This window comes from Acinetobacter venetianus RAG-1 = CIP 110063, assembly GCF_000368585.1.
Lineage (GTDB): Bacteria > Pseudomonadota > Gammaproteobacteria > Pseudomonadales > Moraxellaceae > Acinetobacter > Acinetobacter venetianus.
Map to the genome: position 1 here is coordinate 110431 of NZ_KB849559.1, position 15263 is coordinate 125693.

At 39.1% G+C, this 15263-nt stretch carries 17 protein-coding genes; 12 read left to right on the forward strand and 5 right to left on the reverse strand.

Going from position 1 to position 15263, the window contains the following annotated elements:
* The first annotated feature begins 28 nt into the window (after positions 1–28).
* The 5 genes from thrS (at position 29) to F959_RS15200 (ending at position 4157) form a co-directional block, all read left to right on the forward strand.
* Complete coding sequence (gene thrS / locus F959_RS15180) at positions 29–1951, forward strand: threonine--tRNA ligase (RefSeq protein ID WP_004881783.1); 1923 nt, start codon at positions 29–31, stop codon at positions 1949–1951.
* A gap of 5 nt (positions 1952–1956) precedes the next feature.
* Positions 1957–2508 (forward strand): translation initiation factor IF-3, encoded by a 552-nt coding sequence (gene infC / locus F959_RS16605; RefSeq protein ID WP_079281829.1) that lies wholly within the window; start codon positions 1957–1959, stop codon positions 2506–2508.
* 134 nt (positions 2509–2642) lie between these two features.
* Positions 2643–2963 carry a DUF7709 family protein gene (locus F959_RS15190; protein ID WP_004881784.1) on the forward strand — a complete coding sequence of 107 codons (321 nt, stop codon included), beginning with the start codon at positions 2643–2645 and terminating at the stop codon, positions 2961–2963.
* A 124-nt stretch (positions 2964–3087) separates the two neighbouring features.
* On the forward strand, positions 3088–3705 hold the full coding sequence (locus F959_RS15195) for a glutathione S-transferase N-terminal domain-containing protein (protein ID WP_004881785.1): 618 nt from the start codon (positions 3088–3090) through the stop codon (positions 3703–3705).
* Between the two features lie 26 nt (positions 3706–3731).
* Positions 3732–4157, forward strand: a complete 426-nt coding sequence (locus F959_RS15200) for a YqaA family protein (protein ID WP_004881786.1) — start codon at positions 3732–3734, stop codon at positions 4155–4157.
* A gap of 38 nt (positions 4158–4195) precedes the next feature.
* Here F959_RS15200 and F959_RS15205 read toward each other — a convergent pair whose 3' ends face one another.
* Positions 4196–5449, reverse strand: a complete 1254-nt coding sequence (locus F959_RS15205; protein WP_004881787.1) for an MFS transporter — start codon at positions 5447–5449, stop codon at positions 4196–4198.
* Between the two features lie 236 nt (positions 5450–5685).
* Between F959_RS15205 and rpmI the strand changes: the two genes are divergently transcribed.
* From rpmI to F959_RS15225, 4 genes are all read left to right on the forward strand, one after another.
* On the forward strand, positions 5686–5880 hold the full coding sequence (gene rpmI / locus F959_RS15210) for a 50S ribosomal protein L35 (RefSeq protein ID WP_004637967.1): 195 nt from the start codon (positions 5686–5688) through the stop codon (positions 5878–5880).
* An 11-nt stretch (positions 5881–5891) separates the two neighbouring features.
* Complete coding sequence (gene rplT / locus F959_RS15215) at positions 5892–6251, forward strand: 50S ribosomal protein L20 (protein WP_004867327.1); 360 nt, start codon at positions 5892–5894, stop codon at positions 6249–6251.
* A 91-nt stretch (positions 6252–6342) separates the two neighbouring features.
* Positions 6343–6897, forward strand: coding sequence for an NADAR family protein (locus tag F959_RS15220; RefSeq protein WP_004881788.1), 555 nt, complete (start codon positions 6343–6345; stop codon positions 6895–6897).
* Positions 6898–6963: 66 nt separating this feature from the next.
* On the forward strand, positions 6964–7467 hold the full coding sequence (locus F959_RS15225; RefSeq protein WP_004881789.1) for a GNAT family N-acetyltransferase: 504 nt from the start codon (positions 6964–6966) through the stop codon (positions 7465–7467).
* A 22-nt stretch (positions 7468–7489) separates the two neighbouring features.
* On the opposite strand, the gene F959_RS15230 is transcribed toward F959_RS15225, so the two are convergent.
* A complete protein-coding gene (locus F959_RS15230; protein ID WP_004881790.1) occupies positions 7490–8488 on the reverse strand; it encodes a hypothetical protein in 999 nt (332 codons plus the stop codon).
* Positions 8489–8718: 230 nt separating this feature from the next.
* Here F959_RS15230 and pheS point away from each other — a divergent pair, with 230 nt between their 5' ends.
* Genes pheS through F959_RS15245 form a run of 3 tightly spaced genes read left to right on the forward strand, consistent with a single transcriptional unit; the run spans position 8719 to position 12406 of the window.
* Positions 8719–9699 carry a phenylalanine--tRNA ligase subunit alpha gene (gene pheS, locus F959_RS15235; RefSeq protein ID WP_004881791.1) on the forward strand — a complete coding sequence of 327 codons (981 nt, stop codon included), beginning with the start codon at positions 8719–8721 and terminating at the stop codon, positions 9697–9699.
* A 32-nt stretch (positions 9700–9731) separates the two neighbouring features.
* Positions 9732–12113, forward strand: coding sequence for a phenylalanine--tRNA ligase subunit beta (gene pheT, locus F959_RS15240; protein ID WP_004881792.1), 2382 nt, complete (start codon positions 9732–9734; stop codon positions 12111–12113).
* Complete coding sequence (locus tag F959_RS15245) at positions 12110–12406, forward strand: integration host factor subunit alpha (protein WP_004664224.1); 297 nt, start codon at positions 12110–12112, stop codon at positions 12404–12406. The genes pheT and F959_RS15245 overlap by 4 nt, the downstream gene beginning before the upstream one ends.
* A 91-nt stretch (positions 12407–12497) precedes the next feature.
* Here the strand turns inward: F959_RS15245 and F959_RS15250 are convergent, their stop codons facing one another.
* The 3 genes from F959_RS15250 to trxA form a co-directional block, all read right to left on the reverse strand.
* A complete protein-coding gene (locus F959_RS15250; RefSeq protein ID WP_004881793.1) occupies positions 12498–12749 on the reverse strand; it encodes a hypothetical protein in 252 nt (83 codons plus the stop codon).
* A 388-nt stretch (positions 12750–13137) separates the two neighbouring features.
* A complete protein-coding gene (gene rho / locus F959_RS15255; protein ID WP_004881796.1) occupies positions 13138–14406 on the reverse strand; it encodes a transcription termination factor Rho in 1269 nt (422 codons plus the stop codon).
* A 328-nt stretch (positions 14407–14734) separates the two neighbouring features.
* Complete coding sequence (gene trxA / locus F959_RS15260; protein WP_004881797.1) at positions 14735–15061, reverse strand: thioredoxin; 327 nt, start codon at positions 15059–15061, stop codon at positions 14735–14737.
* Positions 15062–15263 lie beyond the last annotated feature (202 nt).

Genomic DNA, 15263 nt, shown 5'->3' on the forward strand with positions numbered 1-15263 from the left:
CGGGGCATCACTCCTTAAGGATTTTATTATGCCAATCATTACTTTACCAAATGGTGATCAAAAACAGTTTGATCAACCGATTTCCGTGATGGAACTTGCTCAAAGCATTGGTCCGGGTCTTGCAAAAAATACCGTTGCAGGTCGTATCAATGATCGCTTGGTGGATGCTTGTGATTTAATCACAGAAGACGCAACAGTTCAGATTATTACCCCTAAAGATGAAGAAGGTTTAGAAATCATTCGTCACTCTTGTGCGCACTTGGTAGGACATGCAGTTAAGCAATTGTTCCCAGAAGCGAAAATGGTGATCGGTCCTGTGATCGAAGAAGGTTTCTATTACGACATCTGGATGCCTCGTCCATTTACTTTGGATGATATGGCAGCGATTGAAGAGCGTATGAAAAAGCTCATCGATCAAGATTATGATGTCATTAAAATGATGACACCTCGCGATGAAGTGGTTGCTGAATTTACTGCGCGCGGAGAAGAATACAAACTACGCTTGATTGCAGACATGCCAGAGGAAACTCAAATGGGCTTGTACTACCATCAAGATTATTTGGATATGTGCCGTGGTCCGCACGTACCCAATACTAAATTCTTAAAGTCATTCAAGCTCACAAAAATCTCTGGCGCTTACTGGCGTGGTGATGCAAAGAATGAACAGTTACAACGTATTTATGGTACTGCTTGGGCTGATAAGAAACAGCTTGCAGCATATATCAAACGTATCGAAGAAGCTGAAAAGCGTGACCACCGTAAAATTGGTAAAGCATTAGACTTATTCCATATGCAAGAAGAAGCACCGGGTATGGTGTTCTGGCATGCGAATGGTTGGACGATTTACCAAGTACTTGAACAATACATGCGTAAAGTTCAACAAGATAATGGTTATCAAGAAATTAAGACACCACAAATTGTTGATTTTACTTTGTGGGAAAAATCAGGACATGCGGCAAACTATGCTGAGAATATGTTTACGACACATTCAGAAAGTCGTAACTATGCAGTGAAGCCAATGAACTGTCCTTGTCACGTGCAAGTCTTTAACCAAGGTTTGAAATCATACCGTGATTTACCAATTCGCTTAGCGGAGTTTGGTTCATGTCACCGTAACGAACCATCAGGTTCTTTACACGGTATTATGCGTGTTCGTGGCTTTACACAAGATGATGCGCATATTTTCTGTACTAAAGAACAAATTGGTAAAGAAGTTGCTGACTTCATTAAATTGACTTTAGATGTTTATAAAGATTTCGGTTTTGAAGAAGTGCAAATGAAACTTTCTACACGTCCAGAAAAACGTGTAGGTGACGATGCACTTTGGGACTTGGCTGAAAAATCTTTGGCAGATGCTTTAGACGATGCTGGCTTAGCTTGGGACTTACAACCAGGTGAAGGTGCATTCTATGGACCGAAGATTGAATTCTCATTGAAAGACTGCTTAGGCCGTGTATGGCAGTGTGGTACGATCCAATGTGACTTCAACTTGCCAATCCGTTTAGATGCTTCTTATGTCACTGAAGACAATGATCGTGATCAACCAGTCATGTTGCATCGTGCAATTCTTGGCAGTTTTGAGCGTTTTATTGGTATACTAATTGAACACTATGCGGGCTTCATGCCACCTTGGCTTGCACCAATCCAAGCTTGTGTAATGAACATTACCGATTCACAAGCTGAAGCAAGCGAGCAAGTGGTCGCAAAACTCAAAGAAAATGGTCTACGTGCTATTTCTGACTTGAGAAATGAAAAAATCGGATTTAAGATTCGTGAGCGTACTCTAGAGCGTATTCCATACCTTCTAGTTCTTGGTGACCGAGAAGTTGAAGAAGGTACAGTCAATGTGCGTACTCGCTCAGGAAAAAATTTAGGTACTATGTCAGTAGATGCATTTATTGACCTAGTGAAATCTGCCGTTGCCGAACGCGGCCGGTACATTGTGGAGTAATAAAGATTAAACAGCCTGACCGTAACCAACAACAAGGTGCTAAAAGTAACCGTCCTGCAATTAACGACGAGATCCGTGCAAAAGAAGTACGCCTCGTTGCTGCAGATGGAGAACAAAAAGGTGTCGTTTCATTAAATGAAGCATTACGTGCTGCTGAAGAGGCAAATCTTGACCTTGTTGAGATTGTTGCTAATGCAGAACCGCCTGTTTGTAAAATCATGGACTACAACAAGCACTTATTTGACTTGAAACAAAAGCAAAAAGATGCGAAGAAAAAACAGCATCAAGTGCAAGTGAAAGAAATCAAATTACGTCCTGCAACGGATGTAGGTGATTACCAAGTAAAATTGCGTGCAATTTTACGTTTCCTTGAAGAAGGAAATAAGGTGAAAATTACCTTGCGTTTCCGTGGTCGTGAAATGGCGCATCAGCAGCTTGGTTTGGCTCAATTACAGAAAATTGAGGCTGACGTTGCTGAGTTTGGTGTTGTTGAACAAGCACCAAAGATGGAAGGTCGTCAAATGGGCATGTTACTTGGTCCGAAAAAGAAAAAATAATTTTTTCTTAATAAAAAAGCACCGCTATTGCGGTGCTTTTTTATGTTCGCAAGTCTTGTGAGTAAAGAAAATAAAGCAAATCTAAATATGATAATATTAGTTGATAATTACACTATTTTAGAAAGGAGAAATAAATGACAGTAATAACAGGGTCAACTGAACTCTCCGAAATTAATCAAAAAGTTGTTCAAGATGGTGAGATTTTACCTCAAGTAAAACTTAAAGATGGTAGTCGTGTGCAAACGGGTACAGTCGCAACAATGTTGCACAATATCAATTTGTATAACACTGGTGTTCGTGGTGAAGTTGAGGATGAACTCATACTCGCAATCCCAACGCTATTCAAAGTTGGGATGTTTGAATTGTTTTCTGTTGATGAATGGATTCAAGGCGATAATCTCGGGCGTAGGTTTGTTGGAGAAAAAGCAAAAGCATTTTTGGAAAGCCAAGCGTAATTTGCATAACATGCTATTTAAGAACATTTTTATTGTTTCTTTTCGTGCTTGTTTACTGATCGTGATAAGTGAAGTGTGCTATAACGCAACAACAGTCAAAATAAAGATGAATAGGGCAACATAAATGATTGACTTATATTATTGGGGCACTCCCAATGGGCATAAAATAACAATTGCTTTAGAAGAAATGGGACTCGAATATAAAATTTTCCCCATCAATATTTTAGAAAATGATCAGTTCCAACCTGATTTTCTAAAAATCTCTCCAAACAATAAAATTCCAGCGATTGTGGATCAAAATGGCCCTCGTGGAGAGCCAATCTCCGTCTTTGAATCGGGTGCGATCCTACAATATTTAGGTCGAAAAACTGGTTTATTTTATCCAACTGATGAACAAGAGCGTGTTGAAGTTGAACAGTGGTTGATGTGGCAGATGGGGGGCTTTGGTCCAATGCTAGGGCAGAATCATCACTTTAATAAGTTTGCTAAAGAACATATTCCTTATGCAATAGAGCGCTATGTGAATGAGACTAAGCGCTTGTATGCTGTGTTAAATAAACAGTTAATTGGTCAGAAGTTTGTTGCTGGTGAATATTCAATTGCAGATATGGCAATCCTACCTTGGGCACTGCGTTACGAATGGCAGGGGATTCAGCTTGAAGATTATCCTTACGTCCAAGACTATATCGAGCGTTTAACAGCACGTCCTGCAATTCAAAAAGCTTTGTCGATTCAAGTCTAATTTTCTACTATGTCTGTGTAAGCCTCATGAGTTATTGGTTGTTATTTATATCGGCTTTTGGGGCTGCAACTTTATTACCATTACAGTCAGAAGCAGTTTTAATGGCTCTGCTTGTAAAAGGTTTGGCAAATCCTATTTATCTGCTTATCGTCGCTACTTTAGGTAATGTGCTTGGTTCATGTGTGAACTGGTGGCTAGGTCTGAAAATCGAACATTTTAAAGATAAAAAATGGTTTCCTGTTTCTGAACAGCGTTTAGTACAAGCACAACAGATTTATCATAAATATGGCTTTTACTCATTGCTATTAAGTTGGACACCTTTAATCGGAGATCCGATTACTTTAATCGCAGGCTTAATGAAAGAAAATTTTTGGCGATTCTTATTGATCATCACGATTGCCAAAGGTGGGCGATATTTAACTTTGTATGTGCTGTATTTAGGTATTTTTTAAAATAAAGGGAAGTGTTTAATCTTCCCTTTATTATTTATCTAATGATCAGACCCTTTGGTGATATCTACTTTAAATAGGTCACTGGTTTTAAACCAACAATAGGTTACAACAGCTAGGGTCATGCATCCGCCAAAAATGGTTGCAGTTATGGTTCCCATATATTTAGCTGCTAAACCAGACTCAAAAGCACCGAGTTCATTGCTTGAGGAAACGAACATGCCATTGACTGCAGCGACACGACCTCGCATATTCTCCGGAGGGAAAATTTGTAAAACAGTTTGACGAACTACAACAGAAACACTATCACACGCACCAGTCATAGCAAGTGCAAAAAGTGATAGCCACATGTTATTTGAGAATGCAAATAAGATCGTAAAAATACCAAAACCAGCAACGGCTAAAAGCATATTACGCCATGCGTGATGCATCGGTGGAAATTTGGTAAGCACGATCATGGTAATCAGTGCACCAATTGATGGTGCAGCTCTGAGATAGCCTAAACCTTCAGGACCAACTTTTAAAATTTCTTCAGCAAAAATAGGTAGCAGGGCAATCACTCCACCAAATAGAACTGAAATCAGATCTAAAGAAATGGCCCATAAAACAATTTTAGTTTTCCAAATAAAACGGAATCCATCAGTCAGACTTTGTAAGACATTTTCAGTTTCCATTTTTGGAAAACTGCGTTTTTGTAATCGCGTAATTAAGACAAAGCAAGTTGCGAGTAACGCAGTAACAGCAAACAAGCTTGTTTCTCTTCCCATGAATGCTAACATGAAACCACCGAGCATGGGGCCGATGATCACACCACTCTGCCAACCAATCGTGGTCCATGTTGCACCATTGGCATAGAGTTCACGGGGAATTAAAAATGGTTTTAAAGACGTTGCTGAAGGATTGTAGAACCCTCGAATTGTTCCGAGTGCAAAAATAACAGCGTAAATTCCCCAAGACAGCGCGGTTATGCCTATTTTCTCTAAACCATGTAAATGGAATAAACTCCAGAGAATCAAGGGGAGTGGAATCGCAAAGAACAAACAGATTTTCATAATTGTTTGTTTATTTAGCTTATCTGCGAAATAACCGCCCCATAATGAAAGTGCGATAAAAGGAATAGCTTCAGCCAGACCAATAAAACCGAGCGTTAACGGGTCTCGCGTAATCTGATAGAGAGAGTATGCAACGATAATTTCTTGAATCAAAATAGCCAGTGTGAGGCAAAATTGATTGAGGGTAACAATCGAAAAATCGCGATAACGTAATGCTGCGAATGCATCATTCTGTATAGACATATTTGTGAGGATTCAATATTTTTCACATATTATAGGGAGTAATTTTCTATAGTTTTCTCATATTTTGAGAATTAGTTATGGGAAATAACGTTTGGCAAAAATAAATGCTTTGTTGTCAAAAAATGAGCATTTTACTTTTGTTTTATTCATAGATGCTATATGATACTGCCTTCCTTACCTGCAGGTCGATTTGTAATAGTGCAAACGTGCCGAACAGGTGCTCAAAAGAGGTTACTATGGCTAAGTTAAAAACTCGCCGTGGTGCAGCTAAACGCTTTAAAGCGACTGCAAACGGTTTCAAGCGCAAACAAGCATTCAAGCGCCACATTTTGACCAAAAAATCTGCTAAGCGTATCCGTCAATTGCGCGGTTGTGTAATGGTTCACGTAAGTGACGTTGCATCAGTTCGTGCTATGTGCCCATACATCTAAGGAGATTATAAATGGCTCGTGTAAAACGTGGTGTACAGGCTCATCGCCGTCACAAAAAAATTCTTGCTCGCGCTAAAGGTTACTATGGTGCTCGTTCACGCGTTTACCGCGTAGCGTTCCAAGCGGTAATCAAAGCTGGTCAATATGCTTACCGTGACCGCCGTCAAAAGAAACGTCAATTCCGTGCTTTATGGATTGCGCGTATCAATGCTGGTGCTCGTCAAAACGGTTTGTCATACAGCCGTATGATCGATGGCTTGAAAAAAGCTCAAGTGATCATCGACCGTCGCGTATTAGCTGACATCGCTATGCATGATGCAGTAGCATTTGCCGCTTTAGCTGAAAAAGCTAAAGGCGCATTAGCTGCATAAGCTTAGAGATTCAAAAGAAGGCCGCTTTTAGCGGTCTTTTTTATTTTAAAGTATTTAATTTTTAATAATAGATAATAATTTGAGATCAACAATGAAAGATGACCGTTTCTTAAATGATTTAATTCATTACATCCAACAAGGACAAAAGTTTAAATATTTATATTTTTGGGGACATACACCCAAACAAGCTGATCTTGTTGATAAAAGTTGTTTGAGCCAGTGGTATCCATCAACATTTAAATTGGATGGCATTCAATATCTCACGGCTGAGCATTATATGATGGCGCAAAAAGCAAAATTATTTAATGATGAACTGGTTTTTGCACAAATTTTGCAAGTTAAACATCCAAATGAGGCTAAACAACTGGGACGAAAAGTGCAGTATTATGATGATCAGATCTGGAAAGAAAAGCGTTTTGATATTGTTGTACAAGCAAACCTTGCTAAATTTTCTCAAAATTCAGCGCTAAGGGATTTTTTGGTAAATACACAGGATCGCGTTTTAGTTGAAGCATCGCCAGTTGATAAGATTTGGGGTGTAGGAATGGCTCAGGAACATGAACATATTCAGGATCCGTCTCAATGGTTAGGTTTAAATCTATTAGGTTTCGCCTTAATGCATGTTCGAGAACAACTCATAGATTAGAAACTTCAAAAGAGTATTGTGGACTGACTCAATCGGTTCAAAAGTATTGATATCGAGGAAATCGTATTGCTGCAGTTGAATAATGGTGAAATACGCTTAGCCACTTTAAATGATTTGCCTCAAATTGCCGAAGTGCATGTTGCATGCTGGAAGGAGACATATACAAATATCATTAAACAGGAGATATTGGATCAACTTGATGTTCAAGAAAAACTCTTGTTATGGCGAGAAATTTATATAAGTGTCGAGCATCAATTGTTGGTTTATGTGGAAAATGATCAAGTACTTGGCTTTTTGGATGGTTATTTAAATCCTAATAATGATGTTGCTGAAATTCGAGCTTTCTATTTGTTTGCAAGAACTCAAAATCAGGGTATTGGTCGTCAAATGTTTAAACAGTTTTATAGCCACGCGCTCAGTCAAAGTTATGCCTTCATTCGACTAGAAGTGTTTAATAAAAATCCAAGTCGCTTCTTCTATGAAAAAATGGGCGCTAAGTTAATAGGTGAAGCCGAACTGCCAGAGTTCGGCGAGGGCATAACAGAGTTACTTTATCAGTGGGAACTTTAATACTGTATAAAAATGATGGATTTTATAGTCCAAAATAATAAGCTGCGATACATATAATAACTGTGATAACAATGAGTTTAATCACACTAGACGTGCTGACTTTATGATGTTGCGCTTGATTGAAATGTTGTGATGTTTCCATCGTTCTATCAATGATTTCTGGCTCAGTGGTCAGCTCGGCAGTTTGATAATGGTTCGCTATTTTTACAATCAGTTTAGAAAATAAATCATCCGTCTTTTGGGAAAAATTACGTAAATTAATTTGCTCTTCAGGGCTAATCAGTTCACCAGCTTCATTATAAGGATGCTGTCTTTGTTGTTCTAAATACTCGGTCAATGCTTCGCAACGATGTAGCAAACGATGGGCGCAATCAGCTGGATAATCTGTTGGAATAATTGCAAGTTGATGACTTGAAATACTGCTATGGTCAACTTCATAACCATAAAATGGGAAGTCTTGTTGTGCTGGTTCTGAGAAGTATTGAGCGTATTTGCTGTCAAAGAGTTCTCGCTCCAAGTACTTTGTTACATCATTCCAATTTAGCTTTTGTAGATCAATATCAACTTTTTTTGCAAGTTTATCATTTAGGGTATAGCCCCAAAAAATCTCTTGTCTTAAAGGGTTTCTTTGAGAAGTTGGCGCTTCAAAATCATTATCACTGTTATACCATTCTGCGAGTTCATGCCCACAGATCCAAGCTGTCTTTTTATTGGCTTGGTGGCTTACGATAAAGTGAGCAAAAGGGAGTAGTTCAACATTGGCATTTGGGTTTTGTTCATCATTTAGCAAGTTCGATAAATGTAGGCTTAACTTCTTTACACCTTGTTTTTTTAGGCCTTCAAGCCAAATTTGGAAATGTTGTGCCAGTAAATGTTGCGATATCAAGTCACGAAAGTTGAAACTGTGTTGCTCGAAGATTGGATGTTCAATCCAACGGCTGAAATTGAGATCTCCAGATAGAAACTCATTACCGTATGTGACAAGTGTGAGCTGTTGCTTCCAAATTTGATCAAGTGCCATCTTGGTCATTTCTCATTGACGATATCGTTATCTTATACATTTTATTAAATTATTGGCTAGCGTTAACGACAAATAACTGTATCTATTTCATATTATTATTGTTTCATCCATAAAGTAAAACCTATTAAGACTCCAATTTTAACCACGGTTTAGCTTCATAAAACAGGTAAAAAGCTGATAAACTATAGCGTTTTATTATATTTTTAAATTTTGTTGCTTTGAGAGTTACTATGTCACTGGAAGCCCTGACCACTGAAGCGCTTGCTGCCATTGCAGCGGCTCAAGACCTTGCTGCACTCGATCAAACCCGTGTGCAATTTACAGGGAAAAAAAGCCAGCTTGCAGAGCAGTCGAAAGCACTTGGAAAAATGGATCCTGAAGAGCGTAAAGTACAAGGTGCTGCGATTCACGCTGTTCGTGAAGCAATTAATGCAGCATTGACTGAGCGTCAACAGACATTACAACAAGCCGAGCTTGCAAAAAAATTAGCAAGTGAAACGATTGATATTACTTTGCCTGGTCGCGGTCAGCGTATGGGAAGTATTCATCCTGTGACGCAAGTACAAGGACGTATTTGCCAATTCTTTACTAAAGCTGGTTTCCAAGTTGCACATGGTCCAGAAGTAGAAGATGACTACCATAATTTCGAAGCCTTAAATATTCCAGGGCATCATCCAGCACGTGCAATGCACGATACTTTCTATTTTGATGCCAAACATTTGCTTCGTACACATACATCAGGCGTACAAATTCGGACCATGGAAACGAGTCAGCCACCAATTCGTATTGTGTGTCCGGGTCGTGTGTATCGTTGTGACTCTGACCAAACCCATTCGCCAATGTTCCATCAGATCGAAGGGTTGTATGTTGCTGAAAATACCAGTTTTGCTGAGTTGAAAGGCTTATTGATTAACCTACTCAATGAATTCTTTGAAAAAGATTTAAAAGTACGTTTCCGCCCATCTTATTTCCCATTCACAGAACCAAGTGCAGAAGTGGATATTATGGATGAGCGCGGTCGTTGGTTAGAAGTTTTAGGTTGTGGCATGGTGCATCCAAATGTACTTCGTGCTGCAGGGATTGATCCTGATAAATACAAAGGCTTTGCTTTTGGTTTAGGGGTAGAGCGTTTTGCGATGTTGCGTTATGGCATCAATGATTTACGTATGTTCTATCAAAACGATGTGCGTTTCTTACGCCAGTTTGCCTAATAGTTTTTCAGGATTAAATAAGGTTTATACAGATGAAAATTAGTGAAAATTGGTTACGCACTTGGGTAAATCCAGCGATTGATAGTGAAGCACTTTCTGATCAGTTGACTATGCTTGGTTTAGAGGTGGATGAACTCGCACCAGTTGCGAAGCCATTCACAGGTGTGGTGATTGGTGAAGTTCTCACGGTTGAACAGCATCCAGATGCTGATCGCTTACGTGTAACGACAGTAAATATTGGTTCAGGTGAGCCTTTACAAATTGTATGTGGTGCTCCAAATGTTCATGTTGGAATGAAAGCGCCTGTTGCAACAATAGGTGCGGTGTTACCGGGTGATTTTAAAATTAAAAAAGGAAAATTGCGTGGTGTAGAATCACAAGGGATGCTGTGTGGTGCTTCTGAGATTGATTTAGAAGACAAAATTGATGGTTTGTTGGAATTACCTGCTGATGCACCAGTGGGCGTGAATATTCGTGAATATTTGAAACTTGATGACAATGTGATTGATATCAGTATCACGCCAAACCGTGGTGACTGTTTTAGTATTCGTGGTATTGCGCGTGAAATTGCTGTCATTAACCAATTACAAGTCAATGAACCTCAAATTCAATCAATTGCAGCAACCATTAGCGATGAGAAAACCGTAACGATTAGCACAGAAGGCACACCTCGTTATTTAGGTCGTATCATTAAAAAAGTAAATGTTAAAGCAGCTACTCCTGAGTGGATGGAACAAGCGTTAACGCGTTCAGGGATCCGTAGCCATAGTATTTTGGTTGATATCACTAACTATGTCTTACTTGAACTAGGTCAACCGATGCATGCCTTTGACTTAGCTAAAATTGAAGGTCCAATTCAAGTCCGTCAAGCGCAACCACAAGAAAAATTAACATTGTTGAATGATCAAGACGTTGAATTGCAAGATGACATCATGGTCATTGCTGATGATCAGAAAGCTTTGGCAATCGCAGGGATTATGGGGGGATTAGCTTCGTCGGTCACTGATGATACGCAAGATATTTTTCTTGAAAGTGCTTTTTTTGCGCCATTAGCAATTGCTGGTCGTGCACGTCGTTTTGGCTTGCATACTGACTCATCACAGCGTTATGAACGTGGTGTTGATTTTGAATTACCTATGATCGCGATGCATCGTGCATCTGAACTTATTCAAGCTTTCGCTGGTGGTGAATTTGCACCAATTACAGTGGCGGAACAAACAGATTTATTGCCAAAACGTGAAGCGATTAAGCTGCAACAAGCACAAGTTGATCAATTGCTTGGCTATCAAGTTGCGGGTGATTTTATTGCTGATGCACTGACTCGTTTGGGTTGTGTGGTTGAAACGATTGCGCAAGGTGAGTGGAGTGTTGTACCACCATCACATCGTTATGATATGGCAATCTATCAAGACCTCATCGAAGAAGTTGCTCGTATTGATGGTTACGATAATATTCAGATCAGTTTGCCAAAAATTGACGTGAAATTAGAGACGTACCAAGATCGTTTTGAAACGGCTCAGCTACGTCAAACTGTTGCAACATTGGGTTATCAAGAAGCAATTAGTTTTAGTTTTGCTGATGCTAAACTTGAAAAACAACTTAATCCAAATGTACAGCCTTTGATGCTTGCTAATCCAATTTCAAGTGATTTGGCGGCAATGCGTAGTACTTTATTATCAAGCTTAATTCCTTGTGTGCAATACAACTTAAACCGTCAACAGCAGCGTGTGCGTTTCTTCGAGTTAGGTTTACGTTTTGATTACCAAGATGCAAAAGATATTCATGATCTTAAGCAAATCCAAACTTTAGCACTAATCGCTGTTGGCTCTTTAGTACCTGAGTCATGGCATACAAAGCCACAAGCAATGGATTTCTTCGATTTTAAAGGAGAAATTGAGGAAGTTTTGGCAGCAGGTCGTATCAACGTTGAGTACGCACGTAGTGAGCGAGCTTGGTTACATCCAGGACAATCTGCTGAAATTTTGCTTGATGGAAAGTCAATTGGCTATTTAGGGCGATTACACCCATCTTTAGAAAATGCACTCGATTTGGGCATTACTTGGGTTGCAGAGCTTGACCAACAGGCTGTTTTGCAATCTTATGTATCTAATTTTACAGAATTATCACGTTTTCCATCGGTTAGACGTGATATTGCGCTTTTAATCTCTGATAAGATTGAGGTAAGAGATATTCAGCGGTTAATTAAGCAAACTGGTGGAGAGTTATTAGACTCAACATGGTTGTTTGATGTGTATACGGGGCAAGGGGTTGAACAAGGTAAGCGCTCTTTGGCATTTGCATTGTTATGGCAACATCCAACTCGTACGCTTGAAGATGCTGAAATTAAATCTGGTATGGATAACATTATTCAAGTGTTGGAAAACACTTACCAAGCGACATTGAGGGCCTCATGACAGCATTAACAAAAGCAGAGATGGCGGACCATTTGAGTGAGCTTACTAGCTTAAATCGCCGTGAAGCAAAACAAATGGTCGAGTTATTTTTTGATGAGATCAGCCAAGCATTAATCGCTGGCGAACAAGTCAAACTATCAGGGTTTGGCAATTTTGAATTACGTGATAAACGCGAACGTCCTGGACGTAATCCTAAGACTGGTGAGGAGATTCCAATCTCAGCCCGTCGTGTGGTGACATTCAGAGCGGGTCAAAAATTTAGACAGCGCGTTGGAAATGAGCAGATCGATTGATCTGCTTTTTTTATTTCTGTTTAAATAATACAAATTCTGAGCATAAAAAAAGAGAACCGAAAGGTTCTCTTTTTTATAATCTATAAATAGATTATTGAGCAGCAGACGCTGGAGCAGCTTCAGAAGCAGCAACGTCAGAAGCAGCTTCAGCAACGTCAGAAGCAGCAGCAGCAACGTCAGAAGCAGCAGCTTCAACAGCATCAGTAGCTTCAGAAGCAGCAGCTACAGCTTCAGAAGCAGCAGCGTTAGCGTCAGCAGCTGGAGCTTCTTCTTTCTTAGAGCAACCAACGAAAGCTAAAGTAGTAGCAATAGCAGCAACAACAGCAAATTTTTTGAATAACATGGCATCACTCTCATAAAATTGTGAGATTAAAAAAAACCTGAGCTAGTCTGTTTGTGCTTTTATTATTCCTAAACGCTTTAGGTAACAACGCAGGGAGCAGCCTAACTGGTCTGGAGCTATCGTATCAAAGCAAATCATGAATTACTACTGTTCTGTCCAACAAAACGACAAAAATGGACAGAATTTGGCTTTTTTTTGATAGAAAATAACTATAATTATTTTATTTAATATCGGTTTTAGGCTGTATCTTTCTGATTTTTCTTAAAAAATAATATATAAAACAAAGGATTGATGTTTTTGTGAGAATTTAAATCAAAATGTAAATATTATGTAATCCTGTCAACCAAATAAAAAAAGCTACCATTAAGGTAGCTTTTTAAATAATGATTTAGGTTGATGCTTTTCGTTTCATTTGATCAAAGAAATCATCATTGGTTTTGGTTTCTTTCATGCGATCTAATAAGAATTCCATCGCTGCAAGCTCATCCATTGGATGTAGTAACTTACGTAAAATCCAAACCTTACGTAGATTTTCTTCGCCCATAAGGCGTTCTTCACGGCGAGTACCAGATTTCTTGATATTCATTGCTGGGAATACACGTTTTTCAGCAATACGACGATCAAGTGTAATCTCTTGGTTACCTGTACCTTTGAATTCTTCGTAGATCACGTCATCCATCTTACTGCCCGTTTCAATAAGAGCAGTAGAAATAATTGTGAGTGAACCACCTTCTTCAATATTACGTGCAGCACCGAAGAAACGTTTTGGACGTTCCAAAGCATGAGCATCCACACCACCTGTAAGCACCTTGCCTGATGATGGGATCACAGTATTGTATGCACGTGCTAAACGGGTAATTGAGTCGAGTAGAATCACAACATCTTTTTTATGTTCAACTAGGCGTTTCGCTTTTTCGATGACCATTTCGGCAACTTGAACATGACGAGCAGGTGCTTCATCAAATGTTGATGCAACCACTTCGCCGCGAACGGTACGCTCCATTTCAGTCACTTCTTCAGGACGTTCGTCAATTAAAAGTACAATTAAGAAGACTTCTGGGTTATTACGCACAATTGATTGAGCAATTGTTTGCAGCAACATTGTTTTACCCGCTTTCGGTGGTGCAACAATAATAGAACGTTGACCTTTACCGATTGGTGCGATCAAGTCGACGACACGGGAGGTTAAATCTTCTGTTGTACCGTTACCGAGTTCCATAACCAATTGTTCGGTTGGGAATAATGGCGTAAGGTTTTCAAATAGAATTTTATTACGTGAGTTTTCAGGTGTATCGTAGTTAATTTGGTTTACTTTTAATAAAGCAAAATAACGTTCGCCTTCTTTTGGTGGGCGAATAGTACCTGTAATGGTATCACCAGTACGTAAATTAAAGCGGCGAATTTGTGATGGGCTGACATAAATGTCATCAGGGCCTGCTAAATATGAACCAGCCGCAGAGCGTAAGAAACCAAAACCATCAGAAAGGATTTCTAGAACGCCATCACCAAAAATTTCTTCGCCATTCATTGCATGGCGTTTTAAAATAGCAAAAATAATATCTTGTTTACGGTTACGCGCCATGCCTTCAAGGCCCATAAACTCCGCAATTTTAATGAGTTCGCCAATGGGTTTTTTCTTGAGTTCAGTTAAGTTCATAAGTGGTCAGACAGAATGGAATAAGTGGAGGACTATGTTAGGGAAAGAGTAAAAATCGACCGCATACATACATGCTGATGTAATTGTATTTACACAACCACAATTCAGTAGTCTGGTTCATTGTTTCAGAGAGAAATGTGAAAACAATTGTTATTGCCGAGCGGCGATCTTATGTTTTGTGTCTTGTAAGAAGTGCAATGAAGTAGATTCCATTCAAAGCTTCTTGATCCGGTAATATAGGTTAAATAAAGAAATTTGTCAATGTAAACTCAGAAATACGCCATCAATTGCATAGCGTATTTCTGAGGGATCGATAACCTAAATTAAATTAGATATTTTGATCAATAAATGCAGCAAGTTTTGAACGTGGTGCAGCACCGACTTGCTGAGCGACAACTTCACCGCCTTTGAACATTAATAGTGCTGGAATATTACGGATATTGTATTTCACAGCTGTATCTTCACATGCAGTCACATCGACTTTAACGATTTTTACTTTACCTGCATATTCGTTAGATAAGTCTTCAAGTACAGGTGCGATTGCTTTACATGGCGCACACCAGCCTGCCCAAAAGTCAACAAGTACAGGAGTTTCAGCATCTAAAACATCTGCTTGGAAGTTTTCATCAGTTGTATTAACAATAGTCGCAGACATGAGGTTGCTCCAAAAATAAGAAATAAAGTGCGAATTCAATCATCATCAAGATGAATATTACATTGCTACTTTACTCAATGTAAGGGTTTGTTCTGATTATTCAAGTTTAGTAGATAAAAGTCCAATGGATGCTGACGATGTTGAGCATCGACATAAACAATCATTTCAGCAATAAAAAAATTAAATACGGTACTTTTATTGC